Below are 25,434 nucleotides of genomic sequence, written 5' to 3'. Positions count from 1 at the left end.
ACGGTGGAAACGGGGTTCCGGTTCTTAATTCTCTCTATCGGGCGGCGATGCATTCAACCTCGACCAGTGCGCCTTTCGGAAGGGTTTTCACTGCGAAGGCCGAGCGTGCGGGATAGGGTTCTTTGAAGAATTCGGCATAAACTTCGTTCATGGCGGCGAAGTTTTCCATGTCGGAGAGGAATACGGTGGTTTTAACCACGTTGGATAAACCGAGGCCGGCCGACTCGAGAACGTTGCGGGCGTTGGTGAGCGACTGGCGGGTTTGTTCTTTCACACCGCCCTCTGCAAATTGGTTTGTTGAGGGGTCGATGGGCAACTGGCCCGAGGCGAAAACGAATCCGCCTGCTTCGATGGCCTGACTGTAGGGTCCTACTGCTTTAGGAGCCTTTTCTGAGTGTAGTACTTTCATTATTCTTATTTATTTTGAAGGTTATGAATCTCATTTATCACGCAAAAAACATGGAATCCGCTCGTAGGCTAGTGCGTTGTGGGTTCTGTTTGTTTTTCGAGTGCCAAAAGTAATGCTTTTCTGAATCTTAAAGTTTTTTTGATGTCGACAGAGTTTCCGAGGTCCGGAAAAAAGTTTTTTTCGACCCTCGGAGAACTTTTGGCCCGAAAAAAAAGTTTTTTGTGTCCCCCGGGAACTTTTAGCCCGAAAAAAAGATTTTTTTTCGACCTCCAGAGAACTTTTGGCCCGAAAAAAAGATTTTTTTTCGTCCTCCGGGAACTTTTGGCCCGAAAAAAAAGTTTTTTTCCGACCTCCAGAGAACTTTTGGTCCGAAAAAAAGATTTTTTTCCGTCCCCCGGGAACTTTTGGCCCGAAAAAAAAGTTTTTTCCGACCTCCAGAGAACTTTTGGTCTGAAAAAAAGATTTTTTTCCGTCCCCCGGGAACTTTTAGGTCGAAAAAAAAGTTTTTTTTACAGGGCCAATAGACCGATAACCCGAAAAAAATTATTTTTTTTGCATTCGGAAAATGATTCATGTCTCACCAAAATCCATTACGCGATAGAACAACCCCATCAGCATCAAAAAATAATTTTAAAAAACAAACACAATGGGAAAACTCAATTATCCAAGAACTGCCAAGATTAAAAACGAGTATCTGAAAAGCTTCTCGAACTCGCTTCACGTGCAGTTCCATTTCCAGCAGCACGAACTTGTTGCTCGAACAAACAAAGAGAAGATTAAGGTGTCCGACAAACTCCTGAAAGAATGGGAAGAGTGCATCGAACTCGAAACCGATATCAATAAAAAGTCGGCAATGTCGGAAGTAACGAAAAAACTCACCGAACAAGATAAAGTACGCGACGATGCACTGAACAATATCTTCGGAGTGATTCGCTCACAACGCTTCTCACCCATAAACGAAGTGAAAGAAGCAGCCGAAAAACTCTATGCAGCATTTAAACCCTATTTCGGTACCCAATTCAAACCCCTACCCGAAGAAAGCGCCGACATACGCGGAATGATGGTCGACACAGTGAACTTTCCAACCGAAATCGATAAACTAGGACTCAAAAAGTCGTTCGAACTCCTCAAAGCAGCCAACGACACCTTCGAAGAACTCAGAATGCAGCGGCAAGACAATCAAATAGACGACCATCTGCCATCCGCACGCGAAGCACGAAAACACACCGACGAAGTCTACGAAGAAATCTGCCACTGCATATCGGCAGCCTATCTAATGGCCGAAAATCAAGCCGACAAGGACATCGTCATAATCCTAGTTAACGAACTCAACACCTCCGGCGACGCAATCCGAAAATCGCACAGCGAAAGCATAGCGATGAAGAAAGCAGCCAAGAAAAAGAAAGAAGAAAATAAAGAAACAGAATGAAAATATAGATAGATGTAATGTCAATTAATGGCAATAATGTATTACACACCAGTAGCGGCTGGATAAGTTGTTAAAAAACAAAAGACGTAACCCTGAGAAGGCAAGCGTCTTTCAAATCTAAAGGAATAAAAATGTAAAATTCGATTTATTTATTAGAATTCAATAGATTGAAAATCTAGAGTAATTTCCGGGAAAAACCTGCGAAGGCGCATATCCCGGTTTTATCTATTTAAGAACAAATCCCCACCCCAAGAAATATATAATTTTAATTAGTTCATATTCACTTGGACTCACTCGTGAGAGCACAGCCCAAGGAAACCCTTTCCGAGCGAGGAAAAAGGTTCTATAAAAAAAGAATAAGTAATAATAGCATTAATATTTAATGTTTATATTTCTCTAACCGGAGCAACCCCGTGAGGGCATACGCTCCGGATTTTTTTGAATATCACCCCCCCCAAAAAAAGAATTAGAAAAAACAAACGAGAAATGAAAAAAATAGTAATTCTAGGCGCAGGCGAAAGCGGAAGCGGCGCCGCCGTTCTGGCAAAAGTGAAAGGCTTCGAAGTGTTCGTCTCAGACATGGCAGAAATAAACCCGAAATACAAAAAACTGCTCGACGAACACCAAATTGAATGGGAAGAAAAACAACACACGGAAGAAAAAATACTCCGAGCCGACGAAATAATCAAAAGCCCGGGCATTCCGGACACAACTCCCATCGTCAAAAAAATAATAAAACAAGGCACCCGAATAATCAGCGAAATAGAATTCGCAGGGCGCTACACAAGCTCGAAAATGATTTGCATAACCGGAAGCAACGGTAAAACAACAACAACAAGCTTGATTTATCACATCTTCCGAGACGCCGGCTACGACGTAGGTCTGGCCGGAAACATCGGGCGCAGCCTAGCACTCCAGGTAGCCCTCGAACCACACGAATACTACGTGATAGAACTAAGCAGCTTCCAGCTCGACAATATGTATGACTTCCGCGCAAACATAGCCATCCTGCTCAACATCACACCCGACCATCTGGACCGATACGACAACAAATTCGAAAACTACGCCGACTCGAAAATGCGGATAATCCAAAATCAAACCCCAGACGATAGCTTCATCTATTGGAACGACGACCCCGTAATTCAAAAAGAACTCCGCAAGTTCAACGTAAAAGCCGTTTGCTACCCATTTTCCGAACTGAAAGAACACGGAAGCATCGGCTACATCGAACAAGGCATGTACACCATCGAACAACCCACACCATTCAATATAGAGCAAGAATCACTCTCGCTCACCGGCAAACACAACATTTACAACTCACTCGCAGCCGGAATAGCCTCGAACATTAGCGGCATACGCAAGGAAAACATCCGCAAAAGCCTCAGCGACTTCCCCGGAGTAGAACATCGACTCGAAAAAGTCTGCAAAGTAGCCGGCGTGCAATACATCAACGACTCGAAAGCCACAAATGTCGACGCATGCTGGTATGCACTCGAAAGCATGCGCACACCAACTATTCTCATCATAGGCGGAAAAGATAAAGGCAACGATTACGAACCAATCAAACCACTCGTGAAAGAAAAGTGCACCGCCCTGGTTTATCTCGGAGCCGATAACCGAAAACTTCACGAAAATTTCGATTCACTCGGACTTCCCGTTCGCGACACCCATTCAATGAAAGAATGCGTCGACGCCTGTTATGAATTAGCTCGCCCCGGCGACACAGTTCTGCTCAGCCCCTGCTGCGCCAGCTTCGATCTCTTCAAAAACATGGAAGACCGCGGCGAACAGTTCAAACAACTCGTCAAGGCGTTATGAAAAAATGAAAAACAAATCGTTCGGAAACATTTTCAAAGGCGATAAAGTCATTTGGGTCGTATTCTTCTTCCTATGCATGGTAAGCATAATCGAAGTGTTCTCGGCCTCGAGTTCACTGTCGTATAAAGGAGGCGACTATTGGAGTCCGATTCTAAAACACGTCGGTCTGATTGCTCTGGGAATCTTCTCAATGGTTATTGTGCTAAACATTCCCTGCAAATACTTCAAACTCTTCACAGCACCGTTGATAGCCTTCTCCATTCTCACATTATTGTGGGTTTATTTCGCCGGAGAATCTACTAATGGCGCCAGCAGATGGATTAGTCTACTGGGAATCCAATTCCAACCCTCCGAAATAGCGAAAGGAACCCTAGTGCTCGCCGTTGCCCAAATTTTAAGCGCGATGCAAACTGAAAACGGTGCACATCCCAAATCCTTTAAATATATCGGACTGGTAACTCTTGTTATAACATTCTTCATCTTTCTTGAGAACTTCTCAACAGCCGCACTTGCTTTCACAACCGTTTTACTGATGATGTTCATAGGCCGAGTTCCGAAAAAATATATCGGCGCAACCATTGGCGGCGTAATGCTCATAGCCATTATTGGAGTGTCGTTCGTGATGCTTTTCGGAGAGGAAGAAAAAGAAATCCCCGAGAAACAAAACCTAACCGAAATGAGTATGCCCCAGCAAGAAGAAGAAACATCGGGCGGAGTGTTCCATCGCGCAGGAACGTGGAAAGGACGAATTAAAAAGTTCTTCGATAACACGGAAGTCGCACCAAAAGATTTCGACCTAGATAAAGACGGACAAATCGGGCATTCTAACATCGCCATAGCCTCGTCGGATATCATTGGTAAAGGCCCCGGTAATTCAACCGAGCGCGATTTTCTTTCGCAGGCATTCTCCGATTTCATCTACTCCATAATAATCGAGGAATTGGGAATAATAGGCGCAGTTTTAGTGGCCCTGTTCTATATAATCCTACTTTATCGTACAGGACGCATCGCAAATCGATGTGAAAACTCATTCCCCGCTTTTTTGGCAATGGGATTAGCTCTTTTGTTGGTTCTACAAGCGCTGTTCAATATGCTCGTATCCGTGGGACTGGCTCCTGTGACTGGTCAGCCGCTGCCGCTCATAAGTAAGGGAGGTACCTCGACAATAATTAACTGTATTTACATCGGTGTGATTCTAAGTATAAGTCGATCTGCCCGACAGCGCAAAGATTCTACACATGAGAGTGGTAATAAAGCCAACGCTAAAAATTTAGCTACATTTGCAAGGCAATAAAAAAGCGATATGAATCAGGAAATAAGGATAATAATTAGCGGCGGCGGAACGGGCGGACATATCTTTCCGGCTGTGTCAATTGCAAACGCCATACGAACTAAATTCCCCGAATCAAAGATTCTTTTTGTAGGTGCCGAAGGTAGAATGGAGATGCAACGCATTCCAGCTGCAGGATATGAAATAAAAGGTCTTCCGATAAAAGGATTCGACCGCGCCCACAAGTTGAGAAACTTCGATGTGATTCTGAAGCTATGGAAAAGTTTGCGTATGGCTCGGAAAATTATACGCGAATTTCGTCCGCAAGTTGCCGTAGGCGTGGGTGGATATGCAAGTGGTGCAACACTCTATGAATGTTCAAAGATGAACATTCCATGTCTCATTCAAGAACAAAATTCCTATGCTGGCCTCACGAACAAACTGCTTGCAAAGCGTGTATCGAAAATCTGCGTAGCCTATGATGGAATGGAGCGGTTTTTTCCAGCCGAAAAGATAATAATGACTGGTAATCCTGTTCGCCAGAATATTCTCAACACTCCTCTAAGCAAGGAAGAAGCGCGGAAAACGTTCGGTTTGAATCCCGACAAGAAAACAATCCTGTTGGTGGGTGGAAGTCTAGGCGCGCGTACAATAAACCGTTCTGTGATGGAACATCTCAAACTAGTTGCCGAGAGCGACGTGCAATTTATTTGGCAAACCGGGAAATATTATTATCAAAACATCATAGATAAGCTCAATTTGGAATCAGCGCTTCCGAATCTCAAAGTAACTGATTTCATCAGTGATATGGGTGCCGCATATAAGGCAGCCGATCTGGTTATAAGTCGTGCCGGTGCAAGTTCAATCAGCGAATTTCAGCTCATCGGTAAGCCCGTTATACTTGTTCCGAGTCCGAATGTTGCCGAAGATCATCAAACGAAAAATGCAATGGCTCTGGTTGACAAAAATGCTGCTCTCTGCGTAAAAGATTCTGAAGCCCCTGCAACACTCCTCGAACTCTCTCTCAACACGATTGTCAACGATTCAAAACTCACTATGTTGAGCGAAAACATCAAGAAAATGGGTCTCGAAAACTCTGCCGAGGTAATTGCCGAAGAGGTTGTAAAACTCATCGGAAAGTAATTGTAGGATTCAACAGACACAGGGATAGCAAATAAAAACAAGATGGATTTTAAAGATATAAAAGCTGTTTATTTCATCGGAGCAGGTGGTATTGGTATGAGTGCCATCGCCCGTTATTTCCTTTATAAGGGCTTGGATGTTGCAGGCTACGACAGAACTCCCTCCAATCTTACCCGCGAACTCGAAAAGGAAGGAATGCCGATACACTACGAGGAAAACATCGACGCCATTCCGCAAACATTTCGTAACCCTCGGACAACCCTCGTTGTGTTCACGCCGGCTGTATCTGCTGACCACAAGGAGCTGGCTTTCTTTCGCGAGAACGGATTCAATATCGAAAAACGCGCTCAAATCCTCGGTCGCCTAACTAGTATTCACAAAGGACTGTGTTTCGCCGGCACTCATGGTAAAACATCTACCTCCACGATGTGCGCTCACATCATGCATAGAAGCAGCGTGGGTTGCAACGCTTTTCTCGGCGGAATTTCGAAGAATTACAATACAAACTATATCTTTTCCGACAAGAGCGATTTTGTTGTAATTGAGGCCGACGAATTCGATCGTTCCTTTCATTGGTTGCGTCCATGGATGAGCGTAATAACATCTACAGACCCCGACCATCTTGATATTTACGGTACGAAGGAGGCCTATCTCGAAGGGTTCCGACACTATACCGAATTAATTCAACCGGGTGGTGCGCTAATTATTCATTGTGATTTGGAATTGAAACCGAATGTTGGGTCAGGAGTGAAAATATACGATTACGGGAAAACGTCCGGCGATTTTCATGCAGAGAATATTCTGATTGCCGACGGCATGATAACTTTCGATTTCATTTCGCCTGTTGAGAATGTTCCGAACATTGAACTCGGTCAACCCATCCCTATAAATATCGAGAACGGAATTGCCGCAATGGCCATTGCACAGCTAAACGGATGCAATGCCGAAGAACTGCGAACAGGAATGAAAACCTATCGTGGGGTAGACCGCCGGTTCGATTTCAAGATTAAAAACAGTCGGCACGTGTTTCTTTCCGACTATGGGCATCATCCGAGGGAGGTTCTTCAGAGCGCGAAGAGTTTGAAAGAGATTTATCCGAACAGGAAAATAACCGTTATTTTCCAACCCCACCTCTACACCCGCACTCTCGACTTCCATAAAGAATTTGCTCAGGCTTTGAGCAATTTCGACGAGGTTATTCTCACCGAAATTTATCCCGCCCGCGAGGAGCCTATCCCAGGAGTGAGTTCGAAACTGATATACGACAATCTTGCACCGGGAATCGATAAGCAAATCATCCGTAAGGACGACGTACTTGAGTTCGTCAGTCAGCGCGATTTCGATGTTCTCTTAGTGCTAGGAGCTGGAAATCTCGACGATTACGTTCCGCAAATTACCAAGCTCATAAAGGAAAAGGAGTAGATAATGTGCTTAAATTGGAAAAAGAATATTATTCGATTTTTCGATATAGTTCTAGGGTTCTATATTCTCATGGCTGTAATCTCGTGGAATACACCAAGCGGAGCGCGAACCGTGTGTACGAAGGTCGATATCAAAATTTCTGATTCCAACAATGCCGGTTTTCTCAGCGCTGAGGAAATAAAACATATTCTCGTAAAGGCTGGAATATACCCCCTCAACCAACCGCTCGAAAACATTAAGCCGCGCGACATCGAGGAGGCTCTCAAAGTGGGCCCGTTTGTTAAAACAGCCCAGTGCTACATAACCCAGAACGGCCAGGCCTGCATAAATATTTCGCAGCGTATGCCCATTGTGAGAATCAAAAACATAGCCGGTAATGACTATTATCTCGACGATAATGGCGGAATACTGCCCAACTCGAAATACACCAGTGACCTCATCATTGCAACCGGTTCTATAAACCTATGGTTCGCACGATTCTATATCACACCGATTGCAAAAGTCATTGCGAAATCGGACTTCTGGACCAACCAGATTGAACAAATAAATGTGCTTCCCGACCGTGGAATAGAACTCGTGCCGCGCGTAGGAAATCATATTCTTTTCATTGGATATTTGCCCGTAAGAGACTTGCGGCCCGTGCCTGCCGACGAGATAGCTCAAACGGTTGAACACAGGCTTTCGCGCCTGCAAAAGTTCTATCGATACGGGCTTTCGCAGGCTGGATGGAAAAAATACATCTACATCAGCGTCGAGTTCGACAATCAGATAATCTGCAAACGATATCCAATTGAAGTCAATAAGGAGAAAGATGTATCTAAACAGAATACACTTGAGGAGACAGCGAACAAAACCGGACAGTCTGAAGGGGGATGATCGAATGAAGTATAATTCCGCGAGCGAAATAATCGGAAACAATATTTCTTCAAGCATCCCAAACTGGAATCATCTAGAAACAACGTTTCCTGGTGTAAAACAAATAAGAAATACAAGAATAAAATACTTTTATACATATGGCAGAATTCATAGTAGCCATTGAATTAGGCTCATCTAAGATTACAGGAATAGCTGGCAGAAAAAATCTAGACGGTACAATGACGGTGCTCGCCCTTGTTGTAGAAGACGCATCCCAATGCATCAGGAAAGGAGTAGTTAACAATATCGATAAAACGGCACAAAGTCTCACGACTATCGTCGGCAAACTGAAAAAACAACTCAAACACGAAATAGCCCACGTGTATGTAGGTGTAGGCGGACAGTCGATTCGTAGCGTCAAGAATGTGATTGTGAAAAATCTCCCAGCTGAAACAATCATAACGAGCGATATGATAAACGAACTCATGGATGCCAATCGCAATATGACATATCCAGAGCAAGAAATTCTCGATGCAGCCATGCAGGAATATAAAGTCGACAAACAACTCACGCTCGACCCCGTCGGTATGAAAGGCTGTCATATAGAGGGTAATTTCCTCAACATCCTTGGAAGGAAATCATTCTATGACAATCTCAATAACTGTTTCGAAAAAGCAGGCATAGCTATTGCAGAGATGTATCTATCACCCTTGGCCCTGGCTGATAGTGTACTCACCGAAGCCGAAAAACGCGGCGGATGCGCACTCATCGACCTTGGAGCTGACACGACAACTGTAGCCGTTTATCACAAAAACGTATTGAGGCATCTGGCCGTGATACCACTTGGTGGGAACAATATAACCAAGGATATCGCAAGTTTACAGATGGAAGAAGCCGATGCTGAGAAAATGAAACTCAAATATGCTAGCGCATTCACTGATGGTAGCGATGTAGACATAAGGATAAACTATTCAATCGACTCCGAACGCTCGGTTGAAAGCCTCAAATTTGCAGAAGTAGTCGAAGCACGCGTGCAGGAAATAGTCGAGAATGCATTGCATCAAATTCCCTCCGAATATGTTTCAAAACTCCTGGGCGGATTGATTATCACCGGCGGCGGAGCAAATCTGAAAAACATAGAACAAGCTTTCCGTAGTCGTACCCGAATCGAAAAAATCAGAAATGCCAAGTTCGTTATCCAAACCGTAACATCAACAAACCCTGAAATCAACGCGAAGGATGGAACAATGAACACTCTTCTGGGTTTGATGGCTAAAGGCGATATTAACTGTGCCGGTAACGAGGTTGTGCTCTCACCCAACCTGTTCGATGAGAATAGTTCAACACCATCCAACCCATCAACTTTACATCAAAACACTCGTAAATCAAATGAAATAGAACCAGGAGTGGTTCAAACCGCAGCTGAAAAAGAAGTCGAACGACGCCGACGCGAAGAAGAACGCAAACGCGAGGATGAAGAAGCTGGACAACTGCAACATGAAGAAGCCGAGAAACGCAAAAATAGCTTCTGGGGAAAACTATCGCGAAAAATAAAAGACTTCAGTGGCTCCATGCTCGAACCCGAAGACTAGCAATAGTTCGTAAATAGACAAATTGCAAAACATTCAGACCAAGAAACGAATCATTATGACAGACGATAATAAAAATAAAGATGTCCTAGACTTCGGGGCCCCCGAAATTAAACCTAGTATAATTAAAGTGATAGGAGTTGGCGGTGGTGGCGGAAATGCCGTTAATCACATGTATCGCCAAGGTATTTACGACGTGTCGTTCGTTGTTTGTAACACCGATGCGCAGGCACTCAATAATTCACCTGTTCCTTTCCGCTTGCAACTTGGCAGCGAAGGTTTAGGCGCAGGAAATCGACCGGCTCGGGCTCGCGAAGCTGCTGAAGAAACAATTGACGATATTCGCGAAATGCTCAACGACGGAACCAAAATGGCATTCATAACCGCTGGAATGGGAGGTGGAACCGGCACCGGAGCTGCTCCCGTGATAGCTCGGTTGAGCAAAGAAATGGGCATATTAACGGTGGGTATCGTTACTATTCCATTTCGTTTCGAAGGCGAAAAAAAAATAGACCAGGCGCTCGACGGAGTCGAAGAAATAGCAAAGTATGTAGATGCACTGCTAGTTATAAACAACGAAAGGCTGCGCGAAATATACCCCGAAATGAGAGTGCTTGAAGCTTTCGGAAAGGCCGATGACACACTTAGTGTAGCAGCCAAAAGTATAGCCGAGATAATCACAGTTGAAGGAGTGATAAACCTCGATTTCAAAGATGTGAATACCGTACTGAAAGACGGCGGAGTGGCGATAATGAGTACTGGTTACGGAGAAGGTGAAGGTCGCGTGAGGAAGGCTATTGAAGATGCTCTGAACTCACCACTGCTGAACTATAACGACATCTACAACTCGAAAAAAATTCTACTTTCCATCAATTTTAAAAGCGACAATAAGGAAAATGATGATCTCACGATGGAAGAAATGAACGATGTGCATGAATTTATGAGCAGATTTGGAACCGATTTTGAGTTGAAATGGGGTTTAGCAATAGATCAAACACTCGATAAGAAAGTGAAAGTAACCATACTAGCAACCGGATTCGGTATCGATGACGTGGAAGGAATGGGTTCGCACATGAAAAAACATTCTCTCGAAGAAGAGGAACAACGCGCAAGAGAAGAAGAAGAACGAGCTGAACGTCGCGACCGACGTAACAATTATTATAAGGATAATAACAGTTCACAATACAAACATCGTCCACAGATATTCCTCTTTAATTTCGACGAACTGGATAATGAGGATGTTATCCTTGCAGTTGAAAATACGCCGACATATCTTCGTACAAAACAAATGCTAGGTGACATAAAACGTATCGGGTCGCCAAACAAAATGCAGAACGACGACGAAACCAGTGCGCCCGACCAAGGAATCATTAGCTTCGTGTAACGTTTAAACCAACAGTAATAATGAAAAAAACTCTTCTGTTCATCGTGTTATGCTTGCTCAACTCGGCAATGAATATCATGGCGCAAGATAAGTACGAAAAAGAACATAATTTTAATGTGGCCAAGAATCTAGAAACTTTCTCGGCCATATATAAATATCTTGACATAATGTATGTCGACACGCTCAATGCCAACGATGTTGTGGGCTATGGAGTTAATGCAATGCTGCGTTCGCTTGACCCCTACACTGTTTACTATCCCGAGGAGAACGTAAAAGACCTGAACATGATGATTTCAGGAAAATATGCTGGCGTGGGAGCTCTCATCAGATACAATATGGAGCTCAAACGCGTTGTAATCGACGAACCCTACGAAAATATGCCGGCAGCAGAAGTAGGGCTAAAGAAAGGCGACATAATTCTGGCTATAGATGACTCGTCGATGGTTGACAAAAACGTGCCTTTCGTGAGTAATCATCTTCGCGGAGATGCTGGCACGAGCTTCATCTTGAAAATACAACGTCCCACAACCGGAAAAACAATGAAGTTTAAACTCACTCGTCGGTCTATTCAACTTCCAGCAGTACCCTATTATGGATTGCAGGAAGATGGTATAGGCTATATCAATCTCAATTCTTTCACAACCAACTGTGCAAAAGATGTTCGGCGTGCATTCCTCGAAATGAAAAAACAAGGTATGACATCGCTCGTACTCGATCTCCGAAACAATGGCGGAGGTAGCTTGCAGGAGGCAATAAATATTGTGAATATGTTTGTGCCGAAAGATTTGACGCTGGTGAAAACTGTGGGTAAACTGGAACGTACAAATAAGGAGTACAAAACAACTGTTGAACCCATCGATACACTTATTCCTATTGTGGTGATGGTTAATGGCGAAAGCGCGAGCTCAAGTGAAATAACCTGCGGAAGTTTGCAAGACCTAGACAGAGCTGTTGTGCTCGGTACGCGAACCTACGGCAAAGGATTGGTGCAAGCCTCGGTGGATTTACCCTATAATGGAAATCTCAAACTCACAACAAGTAAATACTATATTCCAAGCGGCCGCTGTATTCAGGCCATCAACTACAAGCATAATAATGGAGGTTACATCGAGCATGTTCCTGATTCGCTCACCCGACTATTCCATACTGCTAATGGTAGAGAAGTGCGCGATGGTGGAGGTATCAAACCTGACGTGGAGGTGACACCCGACTCGCTGCCGAATATAGCTTTCTATTTAGCATCAACCGGACGTGACTCAACAGAAGTAATGCTCAATTGGGAACTCAAATACATCAAGAACCATCCCACGATTGCACCCGCTCGTAACTTCTTCATCTCGGATGCCGACTACGAAGACTTCAAGAAAACCGTTCTCAAAAGCGGATTCAAATACGACCGTGAAAGCAAAAGATACATGGAAAATCTCGTAAAGCTTGCCAAATTTGAGGGTTATTATAATGATGCGAAAGAAGAATTCGATGCTCTCGAAAAGAAATTGAGTCACAATCTTGCGAAAGATCTAGACTACAATAAGGAAATATTGAAACAGGTTCTTACGGCCGACCTTGTTGCTGTTTATTATTATCAACGCGGAACGGTTGAAAACAGTCTGCAGTTCGATAAACAATGGAAGCGTACCGTGGAGTTGCTCAGAAATCTCGAGGAATATCGCAAGATTCTGACCGCTTCCAATAAAAATTAATCCTTCTGTTGCATGAAAGCTGAGAAGAAAAAGCTATTGGGAATGACACTTGACGAACTACGTTCGGTTGTAGTCGACCTTGGTTTACCTGCATTTGTCGGCAAGCAAATTACCGAATGGCTCTACTCGCATCATGTGACAACGATAGACGAAATGACAAACATTTCGAAGGTTAATCGGCTTCGGTTGGCTGAGAATTATTCCGTTGGAGCCAGCAAACCCGTAGATGCACAATATTCCAAGGATGGAACGGTGAAATATCTCTTCTCGGTCGAGAACGGTAAGATGGTTGAAACGGTTTTTATTCCTGATACTGACAGAGCAACGTTGTGTGTCTCATCTCAAGTTGGTTGTAAAATGAACTGCCTTTTTTGCCAAACGGGAAAACAAGGATTTGAAGGAAATCTTTCGGCTGCTGACATATTGAATCAAATTCACTCACTGCCCGAAAGAAACCGACTCACAAACATTGTTTTCATGGGACAGGGTGAGCCGATGGATAATCTTGACAGCGTACTTCGCGCCACGCAAATCATGACGGCTGAATATGGTTTTGCTTGGTCTCCGAAACGAATCACAGTGAGTAGCGTGGGCGTGAAAAACAAACTGAAACGATTTCTTGACGAGAGTGAGTGTCATATAGCTATAAGTTTACATTCTCCTCTTACCCATCAGCGCGCCAAGCTCATGCCGGCGGAGAAAGCTATGAGTATCGGTGAAATTGTTGCGCTGCTTCGAAATTATGATTTCGCCCACCAACGCCGATTATCGTTTGAATATATAGTTTTTGATGGGGTGAACGATTCGCTAACTCATGCTAAGGAGATAATTAATTTGTTGCGCGGTGTTGACTGTCGGATAAATCTTATCAGATTTCATAAGATTCCGAACGTCGATCTGCAAGGTGCCAGTCTGCAAACTATGGAACGAATGCGCGATTTCCTAACCTCACATGGTATTTTTACGACTATTAGAGCAAGTCGTGGTGAAGATATCTTTGCCGCTTGCGGATTGCTTTCAACTGCAAAGAGGAGCAATTAGATGCGTGCTCTTAGACCTATTTTGTTCTATGTGGCCATTCTCCTTGCAAGTTGCGGAAAGTCAACTGGAACTTTGCCTGCAAGTAGCAACAAACCCTATGAGATGCTAATTGTTGGTGATAAAGAGGGTATTTTGTGTCAGCAGTTCGAAAAGCCGATGAATGGTCTGCCTCAAAGTGAACCGCTCTTCGATATTTCGCAAACTGACTCTGCAAACTTCTCCGGAATAGAGCGTTTGGCACGAAACATAATTGTTCTGAAGATTGACAATCGATATAAAAACATTGATATAAAAGCTGAACAAAACGTTTATGCCCAGCATCAGGTTATTCTCTACATCACGGCACGTTCGAAGAATCAGCTTGCCAGATTTTTGGGAAGTACTGGACAGAGACTTGTAAACTATTTCACGAAAATTGAACTCCGACGTGAGCAACATCTGTTGCAACTAACTCACAACACCGAAGCCGAAAAAAAATAAAACAGATGTTCGGTGCCCAAATGCTTGTTCCTGCTGATATGTTGGCTTCGAAACAAGGCAGAAACTTCCTTTGGCTGTCGAATAACGCAAATACATCTATGGCTAGTATCTGTCTTTACACCATCAATACAGCCGACTTCAAAGAGCAGCGCGACAGCATTATGCAACGAAATATTCCAGGTGAGTGGAAAGGCTCATTTATGCAGACTACCCGGATAGATGAAGTAGTTGTGAGCAAACGCGGAGCAAAAACCGTTCGCGGACTTTGGGAAATGAATTCCGACGCAATGGGTGGTCCATTCGTGGCCTATATTCCATCTCCCGGATCGCGCTCAATCCTCGTGGCAGAAGCCTTTGTGTTTGCCCCCGAAAGCAAGAAAAGAAATATTGTTAGAAGACTCGAAGCAGCGATATACACATTGAAACAATCAACCAAACACGATACGAAATGAACGAAAATAGAAAGATACGCGTCGCAATAACACACGGCGACACAAACGGAATCGGATACGAATTAATCTTCAAAACATTCGAAGATCCCGAGATGCTAGAACTTTGTACACCCATCATTTATGGTTCGCCGAAGGTGGCAACATATCATAGAAATGTTCTTGAAATGCAGCCCAATTTCACAATTATCAATGATGGGAACGAAATTCAAGACGGCCGCGTGAACTTCATGCCTGCTTTCGACGAAGAAATCAAAGTGGAGTTCGGAATACCTACTGAAAACTCTGGGCTTGCCGGATTGCACGCTATAGACAGAGCATTAGTCGATTACAATGAGGGGTATTTTGATGTGCTTGTCACGGCCCCGCTTGAGAACAACCAAAACTTCCAGTTCAGCGGACAGAGTAGATACATTGAAGACCATTTGGAAGTTGAAGGACAAGGCCTTAATATTCTTCTTAATCAGCAAATGAGAATGGCGCTCGTTACGCGAAACTTGCCACTAAAACAGGTGGCCGAGTCAATCACGAAAGCAAACATAAAGGAGAAAATTACACTATTGCACCGTAGTTTGAAACGTGATTTCAGACTCTCAAACCCGCGAATAGCAATGCTTGGACTGAATCCCAAAGCTGGCGAGGACGGTCTTCTCGGGGCTGAAGAACAAGAAATTATTGTGCCTGCTACCAAAGAACTGGCTAAGGAAGGTATACAAGTTTTCGGGCCATATGCTGCTGACAGATTCTTCGCCGAAAACCAAATGGTTTATTTCGACGCAGTGCTTGCGATGTACTACGACCAGGGATTCATACCTTTCAGGACCCTGACTTTCGACGATGCGCAGAACTATCTCGCCGGATTACCTCTGGTAAGAACTGCCCCCGAACTTACACCTGGATTCGATATTGCCGGTAAAGGCATTGCCGACCCGGCAGCCATGCGTCATGCGATATTCCTTGCTATCGACATATTCAGGCACAGGAAAGAATACGACGAACCGATGGCTAATCCGCTTCAGAAATTATATCACGAAAAACGCGACGAAAACGACAAGGTGCGATTCAATATTCCGAAGAAGCAAAACGAATCGTCAATACAAAACGGCTCCGAATGAAGAGAAAATACCAGAACATATTCTTCATTCTCGGTCTTGCATTGCTTGGTGTTATGCTTGCCGGGCTCGACTATCGCCAAACCTGGCAAGCCCTTCAGCATGCAGGTTATTGGGCTGTGGCTGTCATTGTGCTCTGGGCATTTCTCTACATCTTCAACACTTCGGCTTGGATGATAATTATTAGGAGTCAAGACACGCCGGCCGACCGTGCCGGGCGAAGAATATCTTTCGGATGGCTCTACAAAATCACCGTCTCAGGTTTTGCGCTTAACTACACTACCCCTGTTGGGCTCATGGGTGGTGAGCCCTATCGAATAATGGAACTAACGCCGAAACTCGGTCCTGAGCGTGCCACCTCGTCGGTTTTGCTTTATGCCATGACTCACATTTTCAGTCATTTTTGGTTCTGGCTTGTTTCCATTCTTCTTTTCATCATCACTAAACCGCTCGACAGTTTCACTGCTACGATTCTCGTCCTCACAGCAGTATTCAGTCTTTCTGCGATATGGTTTTTTCTGACGGGGTATAAGAAAGGGCTTGCTGTGCGGATGATGACTCTTCTTGGCAAGATTCCCGGTGTGCGCCGACGCGTCAAGGGTTATGTTGAAAGTCATAAAGAGCAACTCGACAACATCGACCGCCAGATAGCTTCCCTTCACAATCAGAACACCCGGACATTCATCTCCGTTGTTCTACTCGAACTCACTTGCCGCCTTTGCAGTGCGCTTGAGGTGTTTTTTATTCTTTCGGTGCTCTATTCGAGCGTTAACTACATTGACTGTATTCTTATTATTGCTTTCACCACCCTGATTGCCAATATGCTTTTTTTTATTCCTCTACAGTTGGGTGGGCGTGAAGGCGGATTCCTCATGTCGATAACCGGTCTTGGTCTCACATCCGGAGCTGGTATATTCGTGGCCCTTATAGTTCGTATTCGCGAACTCATCTGGACTGCTCTCGGGTTGATTCTCATTAAAATTGAGAATCGTAGGAAAACCTGATTTTTCCGTCGCAGAGTGTCTGCGGTCGAAAATCATTTTTGTTTTTCCGTCCCAGAGTGTCTGCGGCCAGAAATCATTTTTGTTTTTTCATCCCAGAGTGTCTGCGGCCGAAAATCATTTTTGTTTTTCTATCGCAGAGTGTCTGCGGTCGAAAATCATTTTTGTTTTTCCGTCGCAGAGTGTCTGCGGCCGAAAATCATTTTTGTTTTTTCATCCCAGAGTGTCTGCGGTCGAAAATCATTTTTGTTTTTTCATCACAGAGTGTCTGCGACTGAAAATCATTTTTGTTTTTCCATCACAGAGTGTCTGCGGCCAGAAATCATTTTTGTTTTTTCATCACAGAGTGCCAAACAACGGATGCCAATTCGCTCTACCGACCGTATAACATATTTCGTCCTGTCGTCCGGTTGCTGACAGACGCGGAGCCTGTCCCTACATACGGTCGTTTCGTCTGAGCGGGACTCTCTATTAAACCGAACTCGCATCTCTATATGGGGTTGCCAGTCAGAATTGGCATTGTTTTTTATTTCTGGAGTTTACATCTGGATTCGGATTGCCGGTAGATAAAAAAACGCCCGACAATCGAAACTGCCGGGCGAAAAAAATATATGAAAGGAAAACTTATCGAGCCAGTTTAAAGGTGCGTCTGCTGCCGTCGGAATAAACGGCCTTAAGCAGTAGCAGGCCTTTCGATTGCCGGGGCAGGGCGATGGTGCTGCCGACCGATGAGGCTAGCTTACGACCGTTTGTATCATAGGCTTCAATGCGGACGGCGCTTGAGACTGTTGCGCGGTCGTCGGAAATCTGGATGTTACCCGATGAAACGGCCGATATTCCGTCGGCCGGGTTGTTTATCTTCACGTTGAGTGCTTTCGACAGGCTGCCGTCGCTACCGTTGTAGAGGGGCATGACGATGAAGATATATTTGCCGTTCTTGAGACCGGTTGGCTTGTAAGAACGCTCGGTAACGGTGGCTTTTTCTACTCCGTTGATGAGAATCTTGTATCCGGTGAGGTCTTTGGTACGTTCGGGCTCGGCCCATGTGAGGGTGTTGTCTGAGAAGTGGAGCGATTTGGGCGTGCGGGTGAAGTGGTATTCCTTCGATGGGATGAACAGTTTTTCGCTCGTGAGTTTCCATGTTCCCCCTTCATATTTTTCTTCGACTTCACGCGTGCAGAGGTTTGTTTCTTTGGAGTATTCTCTGCTGGTGCGAGTGTCGAGCGTGAGGTTGCCGTTTATGATGTTTGAAACGGTGCGCGAGATCATCTTGTTTTTGTCGGCATAGACAGTTTCAACTTGTCCGAGCAATCCGGCCAGGGGGCCGTCGGAGTTGAAGATTTTGTCGGTTTGCGTGTAGACGCCTGCAACCTTGTCGGTAAGCGACGTTTTGATGAAGGCCACGAGTGTGGAATCGTCCTCCGAGTTGAACTCATAGCGCGTGGTTTGGGCCGGCGTGCTGTACGAAACAGAGTAGTCGAAGTGATACCATTCAGCCTCTTTTTTCCTGAATTCTTTGGCGTCGGTATCGAAGCGATAAGTTGTTTTACTCTCGAGAGTGCCCGCCGGAGTGTAGCCATATACAATCTTGATGTGGTTTTTCCAGCCGAGAGATTCGGCATCGTAGGCCTCGGTTATGTCAGTGAGGAGTTTGGTTGAATATAACTTCGTGGTGCATTTTCTTCTTTCGGTCGGCGTGCCGTCGGGTAGACAATTCACCTGGAAATCGAGTTCTTCACCGATAGAACTGCTGTTGTAGTAGTAGCGTCCTATCTGGGTTGTAGTTCCGTTGGCATTTTTCGTGGTGAATCCTTGGTTCTGCCAGTGTTCGGTTATTTGGTCTTTCGTATCTGAAAGGTCCAGAGAGAAAATCACTGGGTCGGATTCGCCTTCTTCATATATGGCATATAACGACACCTCGGCAACTTCCTTACCGTAATAATCGAACGTTCCGAATAGTTGTTCGGGGTCGTTTGTATTGCCGGTGCTCATGTTAGTTCCATTTTGAGCTTTCCAACGATAACCTTTGAGTGTTGCTCCCTGACTGTCGGGCGCATCCCATTTGAACTTCACAACCCACCGAGTGTAGTATTCCTTTGAAACCAGAACAGGATTCTTCGGGGCCGAGAGGGTTATGTTTATTTCGTGTGAAATGAGTTCAGAGCAATTGGCTGTTATGTTGTCGGCATATACGGGCACAACGCGATAGCAGTGTTTGCCGCGGGTCTGACCGGGTATCGTAAATTCATTGCCTTTGAAAATGGTATCCAGAACGATGTAGTCTGCTATGACATTGTATCCCATCAAACCCTGCGCATCGGTGGGTTGATTGAGAGCTATCTTCACGTCGGTGATTTTGTCTCCTTTGGAAACTTTTACGTTCAGTGGTACTCTGTCAGCAGAGTGAATGCCGTTGACGTACTCCATCTTGGCAGTTTCTGTGAAGTTTTCTGTTTGCGAATTGTATGAGAACTCTTCAACCGAGGTGGGAATAAGTTCGGCACCGTCGTAGTGATAAACGTGTTTCATTGTCAGTCGGAAGTTCGACTTCACCTTTGCGTATATGGTGTCGGATTCGAGTCGGCCATTAGCATCGTAGGTGTATAGCTTCCGGCTTTGCATGTCTTCTTTCGTTCCGGAGAATTTCACGACCTGCTCCTCTGCCAGCAAATTGGCCGAGTTGTAGAAATAGTTTGTTTGCATGCTTTTCTTTGAGTTGCCGGATGCTTGGAACGAGTGTGTTTCGATGTTCGAGAGCTTTCCGCCTACGTCGTAGATGTATTTTTCCTCGCTTCGTTTCAATGATTTGTCGTTGTAGTGCGTCTTGACGATTAGCCGATTGTTTGCGTCGTAGGTGCACACAACCGAGTCGCGACGTTGTGGACTCAGCGAGCGATAGCTATAGGAAATAACCCGTTCCAGCTTGCCCTGTGAGTCGTAATAATAGTTGGTTTTCATCTTGTCCGAGCTGTCGCACACGAGTTTATTCGAGGCATCGTAGGTGTAGATGGTGTCTTTCTTCAAAACCATCGTTCCTTTGATAAAGGTGTATTTGCTAGTCTGAACCATATTTCCATTTGCGTCATAGAAAAACTTGTCCAGATTTTTGTTTTCTTCGATTCTCTTTGGTTGCTGACCTTCACCCATGTCGACAAAGCTCACGCCCAAAGCTTTTATCATTGCGGTTTTCTTCACTGGAGTTGTTTGTGCAAGGCTTCCTAGGCTACAAAGAAGTGCGATAGCTAAAAGTATGCGTCTCATTATTCTTTATTTTTTGATTGTGAATATGATTTTAAAAAGTGGGAGGGGATTCTATTTCTTGTAAACCTTGGCTTTCATCTTACTGCCGCCAATACTTGCCGAAACAACATAAACTCCTTTCGGAAGCGAGCTTACATTCATCTCGGAAACGTTATTTGTGGATGAAAGAACCTTTCGTCCAGCCATGTCGAAAACATCCATTTGTCCGGTGGTATTCTTTAGTACTAGTTTGTCGCCGCTGATGAAAATATCGTTGGTCGACGGAGTGTTCAGCGTTTGCATAATTGCATTCAGCACGGGTATTTTCACGCAGAAAATTTCCTGATTAACATTGCCACCATCTTCGTTCATTGCAAGATACGAACCCACAATCAGACTCATGTCGCTACCAAGGCATTGTGAGTACAAGTACTTCACGTTCTCGGGCAGATAATCTGTGAGTTCGAATCCATTGTAATTCTGGTTGAGCCATTGGGTGAGATTCACCTTTTCTTTTGTGTCGTGCATTAGGAGGAAGATGTTCTCATTATCGGAATAGAGCATATCGCCATAGTTCGAAACGCTGTGTGTCACGAAATCCTTTACTTCAGGAATCATCGTGAGTTCTTTAGTTTCTATGTTGTAGAGGCATGGATAGATGTCTTTATGCGTGGTTTCAACTTTATTGTCGCCATCCTCGTAGGAGTAGGTGCTCTTAACGACTGTCGGTGCAAGGTATTTTCCGTTATCGCTCATGATGAGAGGCACAGATGTAAATTCCGGACCTTTTTTCCAGGCTGTGAAGAACTGATATTGCCATCGTGCGAAGGCCACCAGATAGTTGTTCACCTGTTCTTTATAGTCGGCCTCGTCTGGTTTGGACATGATGAAATCGGAAGTTTTTGGTTCTTTATTTCTCCATTCGTCATAAACCGACATGTTGAAAGAATATTCAACGAATGGAGTCTCATAAGTCCATTGCCCGTCGGCTCCTTTTCTGTAGATGATGGCTTGCGAATAGAATCCTCGCTGCTCCATCATCACGCCCGTTACGATATTTCCGTCGGCCGAAATGGTGCGCAGCGAAATGAACTGCGTTTTGCCGCCCAGGAAGTCGGTTTGCGGATTGGGCATTTCGATATATTTATATGAGCCGTCGTCCTGCCTCTCCCACATAGAAGGAATAATTCTGTATGGTGCCGAAGCGCTGCCTTTGCCTTGAATATGACCGATGATATACTTCCCGTCGGCCGAGCATTGATTGGCCAATCCTTCTGTCCATTCGCCGGCCGGATAGGGCAGTTCTTGCCATTCTTCGTCTTTGTAGATTGACGGATGTTTTTCGTCGTTGATTCCGATGAGTGTACCGTCGTTCATGATGTCTGAAGCGCACATGTCCGAATATCCGTTGGCGGCTTGAATGGTGATAAGTTCTTTGGTTTCGATGTCGAACCGATAGGCCATCTCGCCTTTCTTTGTGCCGCAGATATAGCGATTGTTGCTTGAAATGCCCATTACTCCATAGGGCGTTCCTGTGAAAATGACTTGGGGTTGACTTTGTGCTATCGCCGTTCCGACAAGTAGCACGCTTAATAGTGTAGAAAACAATTTCTTCATGATTGTTCTGGTTTAAAAGATGATTGATTAAAAGTGTCGGTTGCAAATGTAGAGAAAACACGATGTTATGAAACAATTTCTGAACTGTATTTATACGATGCGTGCAAGGCTCAAACACTTTTGTATTGCGTTTGCGTAGTTGCCGCAAAGCTCAAACACTTTTGTATTGCGTTTGCGTCGTTGCCGCAAAGCCCATACATTTTTGTATTGCGTTTGCGTCGTTGCTGCAAAGCTCAAACACTTTTGTATTGTGTTTGCGTCGTTGCCGCAAAGCTCAAACATTTTTGTATTGCATTTGCGTCGTTGCCGCAAAGCCCAAACACTTTTGTATTGCGTTTGCGTCGTTGCCGCAAAGCCCATACACTTTTGTATTGCATTTGCGTCGTTGCCGCAATCCTCAAACAGGTTTTGAGTTTGATTTTTATGAAATACGATTTACCCGGTTGCATATCAAGCGTTGCGCCAAGTTGGGGATATAACCCTAAAACTTGAGTAGTTTTGCGGCTGAACAAGGTTCGATGCACGTTGAAATGGTAACGGCGGAGAACTGAATGCAACAACATAACAAACAACTGTATGAAACAAATGATAATCTTGAAAAGCGCCGTAATCGGGTTGCTCCTCATACTTGCATGCACTAGAATGAGTGCGCAGCAGATTCGGTCGACTTATTTCATCGACGGCAACCAGACAAGACTGCAACTTAATCCGGCGGCGATTCCCAATCAAGGTTTTATTAATGTACCCGTGATTGGGGGCGTGTCGACAACCATGGCATCGAACACTTTCGGGACGGGCGACATCAGCGACATCATTGCCAACAGAAGCGACGCCGACTATTTTATGAACGATAAGTTCATCCGAAAACTCAATATGAATAATAAATTCAATGCTAGCGTGAATACCGATTTCGTTTCGGCTGGATGGTTCAGCGGCGAAGGATTTTGGAATGCCAACGTGAGTTTGAAAGTAGATTTGGGTGTGTCGGTGCCGAGAAACATCTTTGAATTCATGCGCGACACGAGAGGTATGAACCTCGAGAGTTGGTTCGATTATTCGTCGGAAATCCATGGCGAGAAGCTCGACATAAACTCCTACATGGAAACCGGTGTGGGGTATGCCCGCCCTATAAACAATAGACTAACACTGGGCGGAAAGGTGAAAATGCTTTTCGGTATCGGCAACGTGCGGATGCGCATCGATAAACTCGGCATCAAAACGAAACTCACCGGTATAGACCCGCATAAAGACTGGCGCGAAATAACCCGTCAGGAAATCGAAAATGCCCAGGGTGTTGCATCTATCGAAACCGACGCATCCATCGAGGCTTCGATGAAAGGTTTTGGACTCGTGGAAAGCAACCGTGGATATGTGAATAAAATTAAGCGCAGCGGATCGCTCGGAATCGCAGGCATGGGAATGGGTATCGATCTTGGAGAAACTTATAAGATAACTAACCAGTTCACCGTCTCGGGTGCGGTGCTCGACCTGGGATTCATCTCCTGGAGTAAAGATAATTCGCACAGGGCGTCGTCCAATGCGAGCAGAGAATACAGCTTCAATATCCACGACTATGCTGACGCAATAGAATTTTCTGAACGTTTGGCCGACGGAAAGGTACTCGATGTGGCCATGCTCAACATCATCAAACGAAAAGAGAAGAAGGCACGCACAACATCGCTCTACACGTCGTTAGTTCTTGGCGGCGAATATAAATTGCTCGACGATAAGCTCACGCTCGGTCTGCTTTCCACAACGCGTTTCGCACAGCCTAACACCATCGCTGAACTCACGCTCGGAACAGCCTATAAACTGACCCCAATGATAAGCTTCTCATTGTCTTATTCCATGATTCAGAGTCGTGGCGCAGGACTCGGATTGGGCGTACAGCTCGGTCCGATTGTTATCGCAACAGACTATCTCTACTTCGGTAACAACACCCGCTGTTTGAATGCTATGGTTGGCATGTCGATACCTCTCGGAACACGCCGCAAGTGATATGCGGGGCGTCGGACAGATTCGGCGAAATGCTTACCTTTGCCGCGTATGAAAGCAAAAATCCTACTCTTATTCATCTTTTTGCTGCCCATTCTCTCGACTGTTGTCGACGCGAAAGGACAGTTCACTGTTGTGATAGACGCCGGTCATGGCGGTCACGATACGGGCGCTGTGGGAGCATTCTCGCAGGAAAAGAATATCAACCTAAACGTTGCGCTCATCTTTGGGCAGCTCATAGAGAAGAATCTGCCTAATGTTAGAGTCATTTATACCCGCACAACCGACGTATTCATTCCCCTTCACGAACGTGCCGACGTAGCCAATCGGGCTAAAGCCGATTTGTTTATCTCAATTCACACAAACTCGCTTCCAGCTGGTAGGATAGCCCGTGGCTTCCAGGTTTATACACTCGGAATGCACCGCGCGAAAGATAATCTTGACGTGGCCATGCGCGAGAACTCGGTTATTTCGATGGAGCAAGGCTATCAGCAAACCTATCAGGGATTCGACCCGAAATCGTCGGAGAGCTATATAATGTTCGAACTCGTGCAAACCGCAAACATGGAGAAAAGTGTAGAGCTGGCAAAACTCATTCAGCGTTCAGTGTGTGCCAAGGCAGGCAGGCTGGATAAGGGAGTGCATCAGGCCGGATTCCTGGTGTTGCGCGAAACATCGATGCCGAGTTGCCTGATTGAATTGGGATTCATTTCAACCGAAGACGAAGAGCAATTTCTCAATACGCCGGAGGGATTGGATCTTATGGCTAGAGGAATCTACGAGGCGTTCGTGAAGTATAAAAATATGTATGACGACCATATCGTCATTCCATATCGGGCGGCCGAAAATAAGAAAATAACTGTCGACCGGGTTCTTCCGCCGGTTGTTACTCCGAGGCCTGAACCGAAACCAACTCCGAAGCCTGCATCTAAGCCGAAGCCTGCTTCCAAACCTGCTCCGAAACCGAAATCAGAGCCTGCTTCGAAACCCGAAGCACAGCCGATAAAGAAAGTAGAACCGGTTCAGGCTGCAACTCCCAAACCCACACCGGCGAAGACTGTTCAGACTCCCGCTACGGCTCAAACTCCTGCCACGGTAAAGAAAGACTCCCAGCATTCACCAGTCAAAGTGGAGAATGTTCCCGCAAAAACACCGACATCCGTAGCTAAGCCCGCTCCGGTAAAGAAAGAAACAACCGCAGATGCACCTGTGTTCAAAGTGCAGATTTGCGCCGTAGCAAACCAGCTAGCGGCCGGAAGCGGACAGCTCAAAGGACACAAGGACGTATCGTTCTTCCAGGAAAACAATTATTTCAAATACACCATCGGTGAAACAACCGACTATAACGAAATAACAAAACTTCGCAACAGCTTGCAGAAAGAATTCCCGCAGGCCTTTGTTGTTGCTTTCAAGAATGGTAAACGAATGGCTCTAAATGTGGCTGTGGCAGAGTTCAGAAACAATAAAAAGAAATAAG

General features: G+C 45.1%; 17 protein-coding genes and 1 pseudogene. 15 read left to right on the top strand and 3 right to left on the bottom strand.

All coding sequences use genetic code 11. The features are described 5' to 3' along the window. Window positions 1-34 precede the first annotated feature (34 nt). Window positions 35-409 carry a RidA family protein gene (locus HMPREF9140_RS06170; RefSeq protein WP_006952660.1) on the bottom strand — a complete coding sequence of 125 codons (375 nt, stop codon included), beginning with the start codon at window positions 407-409 and terminating at the stop codon, window positions 35-37. 646 nt (window positions 410-1,055) lie between these two features. Here HMPREF9140_RS06170 and HMPREF9140_RS06160 point away from each other — a divergent pair. The 13 genes and pseudogenes from HMPREF9140_RS06160 (at window position 1,056) to HMPREF9140_RS06100 (ending at window position 17,108) form a co-directional block, all read left to right on the top strand. Next, window positions 1,056-1,838, top strand: a complete 783-nt coding sequence (locus HMPREF9140_RS06160) for a DUF6261 family protein (RefSeq protein WP_006952658.1) — start codon at window positions 1,056-1,058, stop codon at window positions 1,836-1,838. A gap of 486 nt (window positions 1,839-2,324) precedes the next feature. After that, window positions 2,325-3,656 carry a UDP-N-acetylmuramoyl-L-alanine--D-glutamate ligase gene (murD, locus tag HMPREF9140_RS06155; protein ID WP_006952657.1) on the top strand — a complete coding sequence of 444 codons (1,332 nt, stop codon included), beginning with the start codon at window positions 2,325-2,327 and terminating at the stop codon, window positions 3,654-3,656. A 4-nt stretch (window positions 3,657-3,660) separates the two neighbouring features. After that, window positions 3,661-4,950 carry an FtsW/RodA/SpoVE family cell cycle protein gene (locus HMPREF9140_RS06150; RefSeq protein WP_006952656.1) on the top strand — a complete coding sequence of 430 codons (1,290 nt, stop codon included), beginning with the start codon at window positions 3,661-3,663 and terminating at the stop codon, window positions 4,948-4,950. A 9-nt stretch (window positions 4,951-4,959) separates the two neighbouring features. Then, a complete protein-coding gene (gene murG / locus HMPREF9140_RS06145) occupies window positions 4,960-6,069 on the top strand; it encodes an undecaprenyldiphospho-muramoylpentapeptide beta-N-acetylglucosaminyltransferase (RefSeq protein ID WP_006952655.1) in 1,110 nt (369 codons plus the stop codon). Window positions 6,070-6,111: 42 nt separating this feature from the next. After that, the gene (locus HMPREF9140_RS06140) at window positions 6,112-7,491 is read left to right on the top strand and encodes a UDP-N-acetylmuramate--L-alanine ligase (RefSeq protein WP_006952654.1); all 1,380 of its coding nucleotides are present in this window, start codon (window positions 6,112-6,114) and stop codon (window positions 7,489-7,491) included. A gap of 3 nt (window positions 7,492-7,494) precedes the next feature. Continuing rightward, the gene (locus tag HMPREF9140_RS06135; protein ID WP_006952653.1) at window positions 7,495-8,367 is read left to right on the top strand and encodes a hypothetical protein; all 873 of its coding nucleotides are present in this window, start codon (window positions 7,495-7,497) and stop codon (window positions 8,365-8,367) included. 137 nt (window positions 8,368-8,504) lie between these two features. Beyond that, window positions 8,505-9,938 (top strand): cell division protein FtsA, encoded by a 1,434-nt coding sequence (gene ftsA / locus HMPREF9140_RS06130; protein WP_006952652.1) that lies wholly within the window; start codon window positions 8,505-8,507, stop codon window positions 9,936-9,938. A gap of 55 nt (window positions 9,939-9,993) precedes the next feature. Beyond that, a complete protein-coding gene (gene ftsZ, locus HMPREF9140_RS06125; RefSeq protein ID WP_006952650.1) occupies window positions 9,994-11,319 on the top strand; it encodes a cell division protein FtsZ in 1,326 nt (441 codons plus the stop codon). Window positions 11,320-11,339: 20 nt separating this feature from the next. Then, window positions 11,340-13,022, top strand: a complete 1,683-nt coding sequence (locus tag HMPREF9140_RS06120) for a S41 family peptidase (protein WP_006952648.1) — start codon at window positions 11,340-11,342, stop codon at window positions 13,020-13,022. A 12-nt stretch (window positions 13,023-13,034) separates the two neighbouring features. Continuing rightward, window positions 13,035-14,063, top strand: a complete 1,029-nt coding sequence (rlmN, locus tag HMPREF9140_RS06115; protein ID WP_018571900.1) for a 23S rRNA (adenine(2503)-C(2))-methyltransferase RlmN — start codon at window positions 13,035-13,037, stop codon at window positions 14,061-14,063. After that, window positions 14,064-14,995, top strand: a pseudogene (locus HMPREF9140_RS10955) (DUF4837 family protein). Continuing rightward, window positions 14,992-16,107: a PdxA family dehydrogenase gene (locus HMPREF9140_RS06105; protein ID WP_006952643.1), complete on the top strand. Its 1,116-nt coding sequence runs from the start codon at window positions 14,992-14,994 to the stop codon at window positions 16,105-16,107. The pseudogene HMPREF9140_RS10955 and the gene HMPREF9140_RS06105 overlap by 4 nt, the downstream one beginning before the upstream one ends. Beyond that, entirely contained in the window at window positions 16,104-17,108 is a 1,005-nt protein-coding gene (locus HMPREF9140_RS06100) for a lysylphosphatidylglycerol synthase transmembrane domain-containing protein (RefSeq protein WP_006952641.1), read from the top strand. Before HMPREF9140_RS06105 ends, HMPREF9140_RS06100 begins: the two co-directional genes overlap by 4 nt. A 621-nt stretch (window positions 17,109-17,729) precedes the next feature. Here HMPREF9140_RS06100 and HMPREF9140_RS06095 read toward each other — a convergent pair. Continuing rightward, entirely contained in the window at window positions 17,730-20,366 is a 2,637-nt protein-coding gene (locus tag HMPREF9140_RS06095; protein WP_006952639.1) for a hypothetical protein, read from the bottom strand. Window positions 20,367-20,417: 51 nt separating this feature from the next. Then, complete coding sequence (locus HMPREF9140_RS06090) at window positions 20,418-21,962, bottom strand: T9SS type A sorting domain-containing protein (RefSeq protein ID WP_006952637.1); 1,545 nt, start codon at window positions 21,960-21,962, stop codon at window positions 20,418-20,420. Window positions 21,963-22,538: 576 nt separating this feature from the next. Here HMPREF9140_RS06090 and HMPREF9140_RS06080 point away from each other — a divergent pair. Together HMPREF9140_RS06080 and HMPREF9140_RS06075 are read left to right on the top strand one after the other, a co-directional pair. After that, complete coding sequence (locus HMPREF9140_RS06080; RefSeq protein ID WP_018571904.1) at window positions 22,539-23,960, top strand: DUF5723 family protein; 1,422 nt, start codon at window positions 22,539-22,541, stop codon at window positions 23,958-23,960. Between the two features lie 48 nt (window positions 23,961-24,008). Next, on the top strand, window positions 24,009-25,433 hold the full coding sequence (locus HMPREF9140_RS06075) for an N-acetylmuramoyl-L-alanine amidase (protein WP_006952626.1): 1,425 nt from the start codon (window positions 24,009-24,011) through the stop codon (window positions 25,431-25,433). The last annotated feature ends 1 nt before the right edge of the window (window position 25,434 follow it).

This window comes from Prevotella micans F0438 (assembly GCF_000243035.1).
Classification (GTDB): Bacteria; Bacteroidota; Bacteroidia; order Bacteroidales; family Bacteroidaceae; genus Prevotella; species Prevotella micans.
This window is presented reverse-complemented; position numbering and strand designations above follow the sequence as displayed.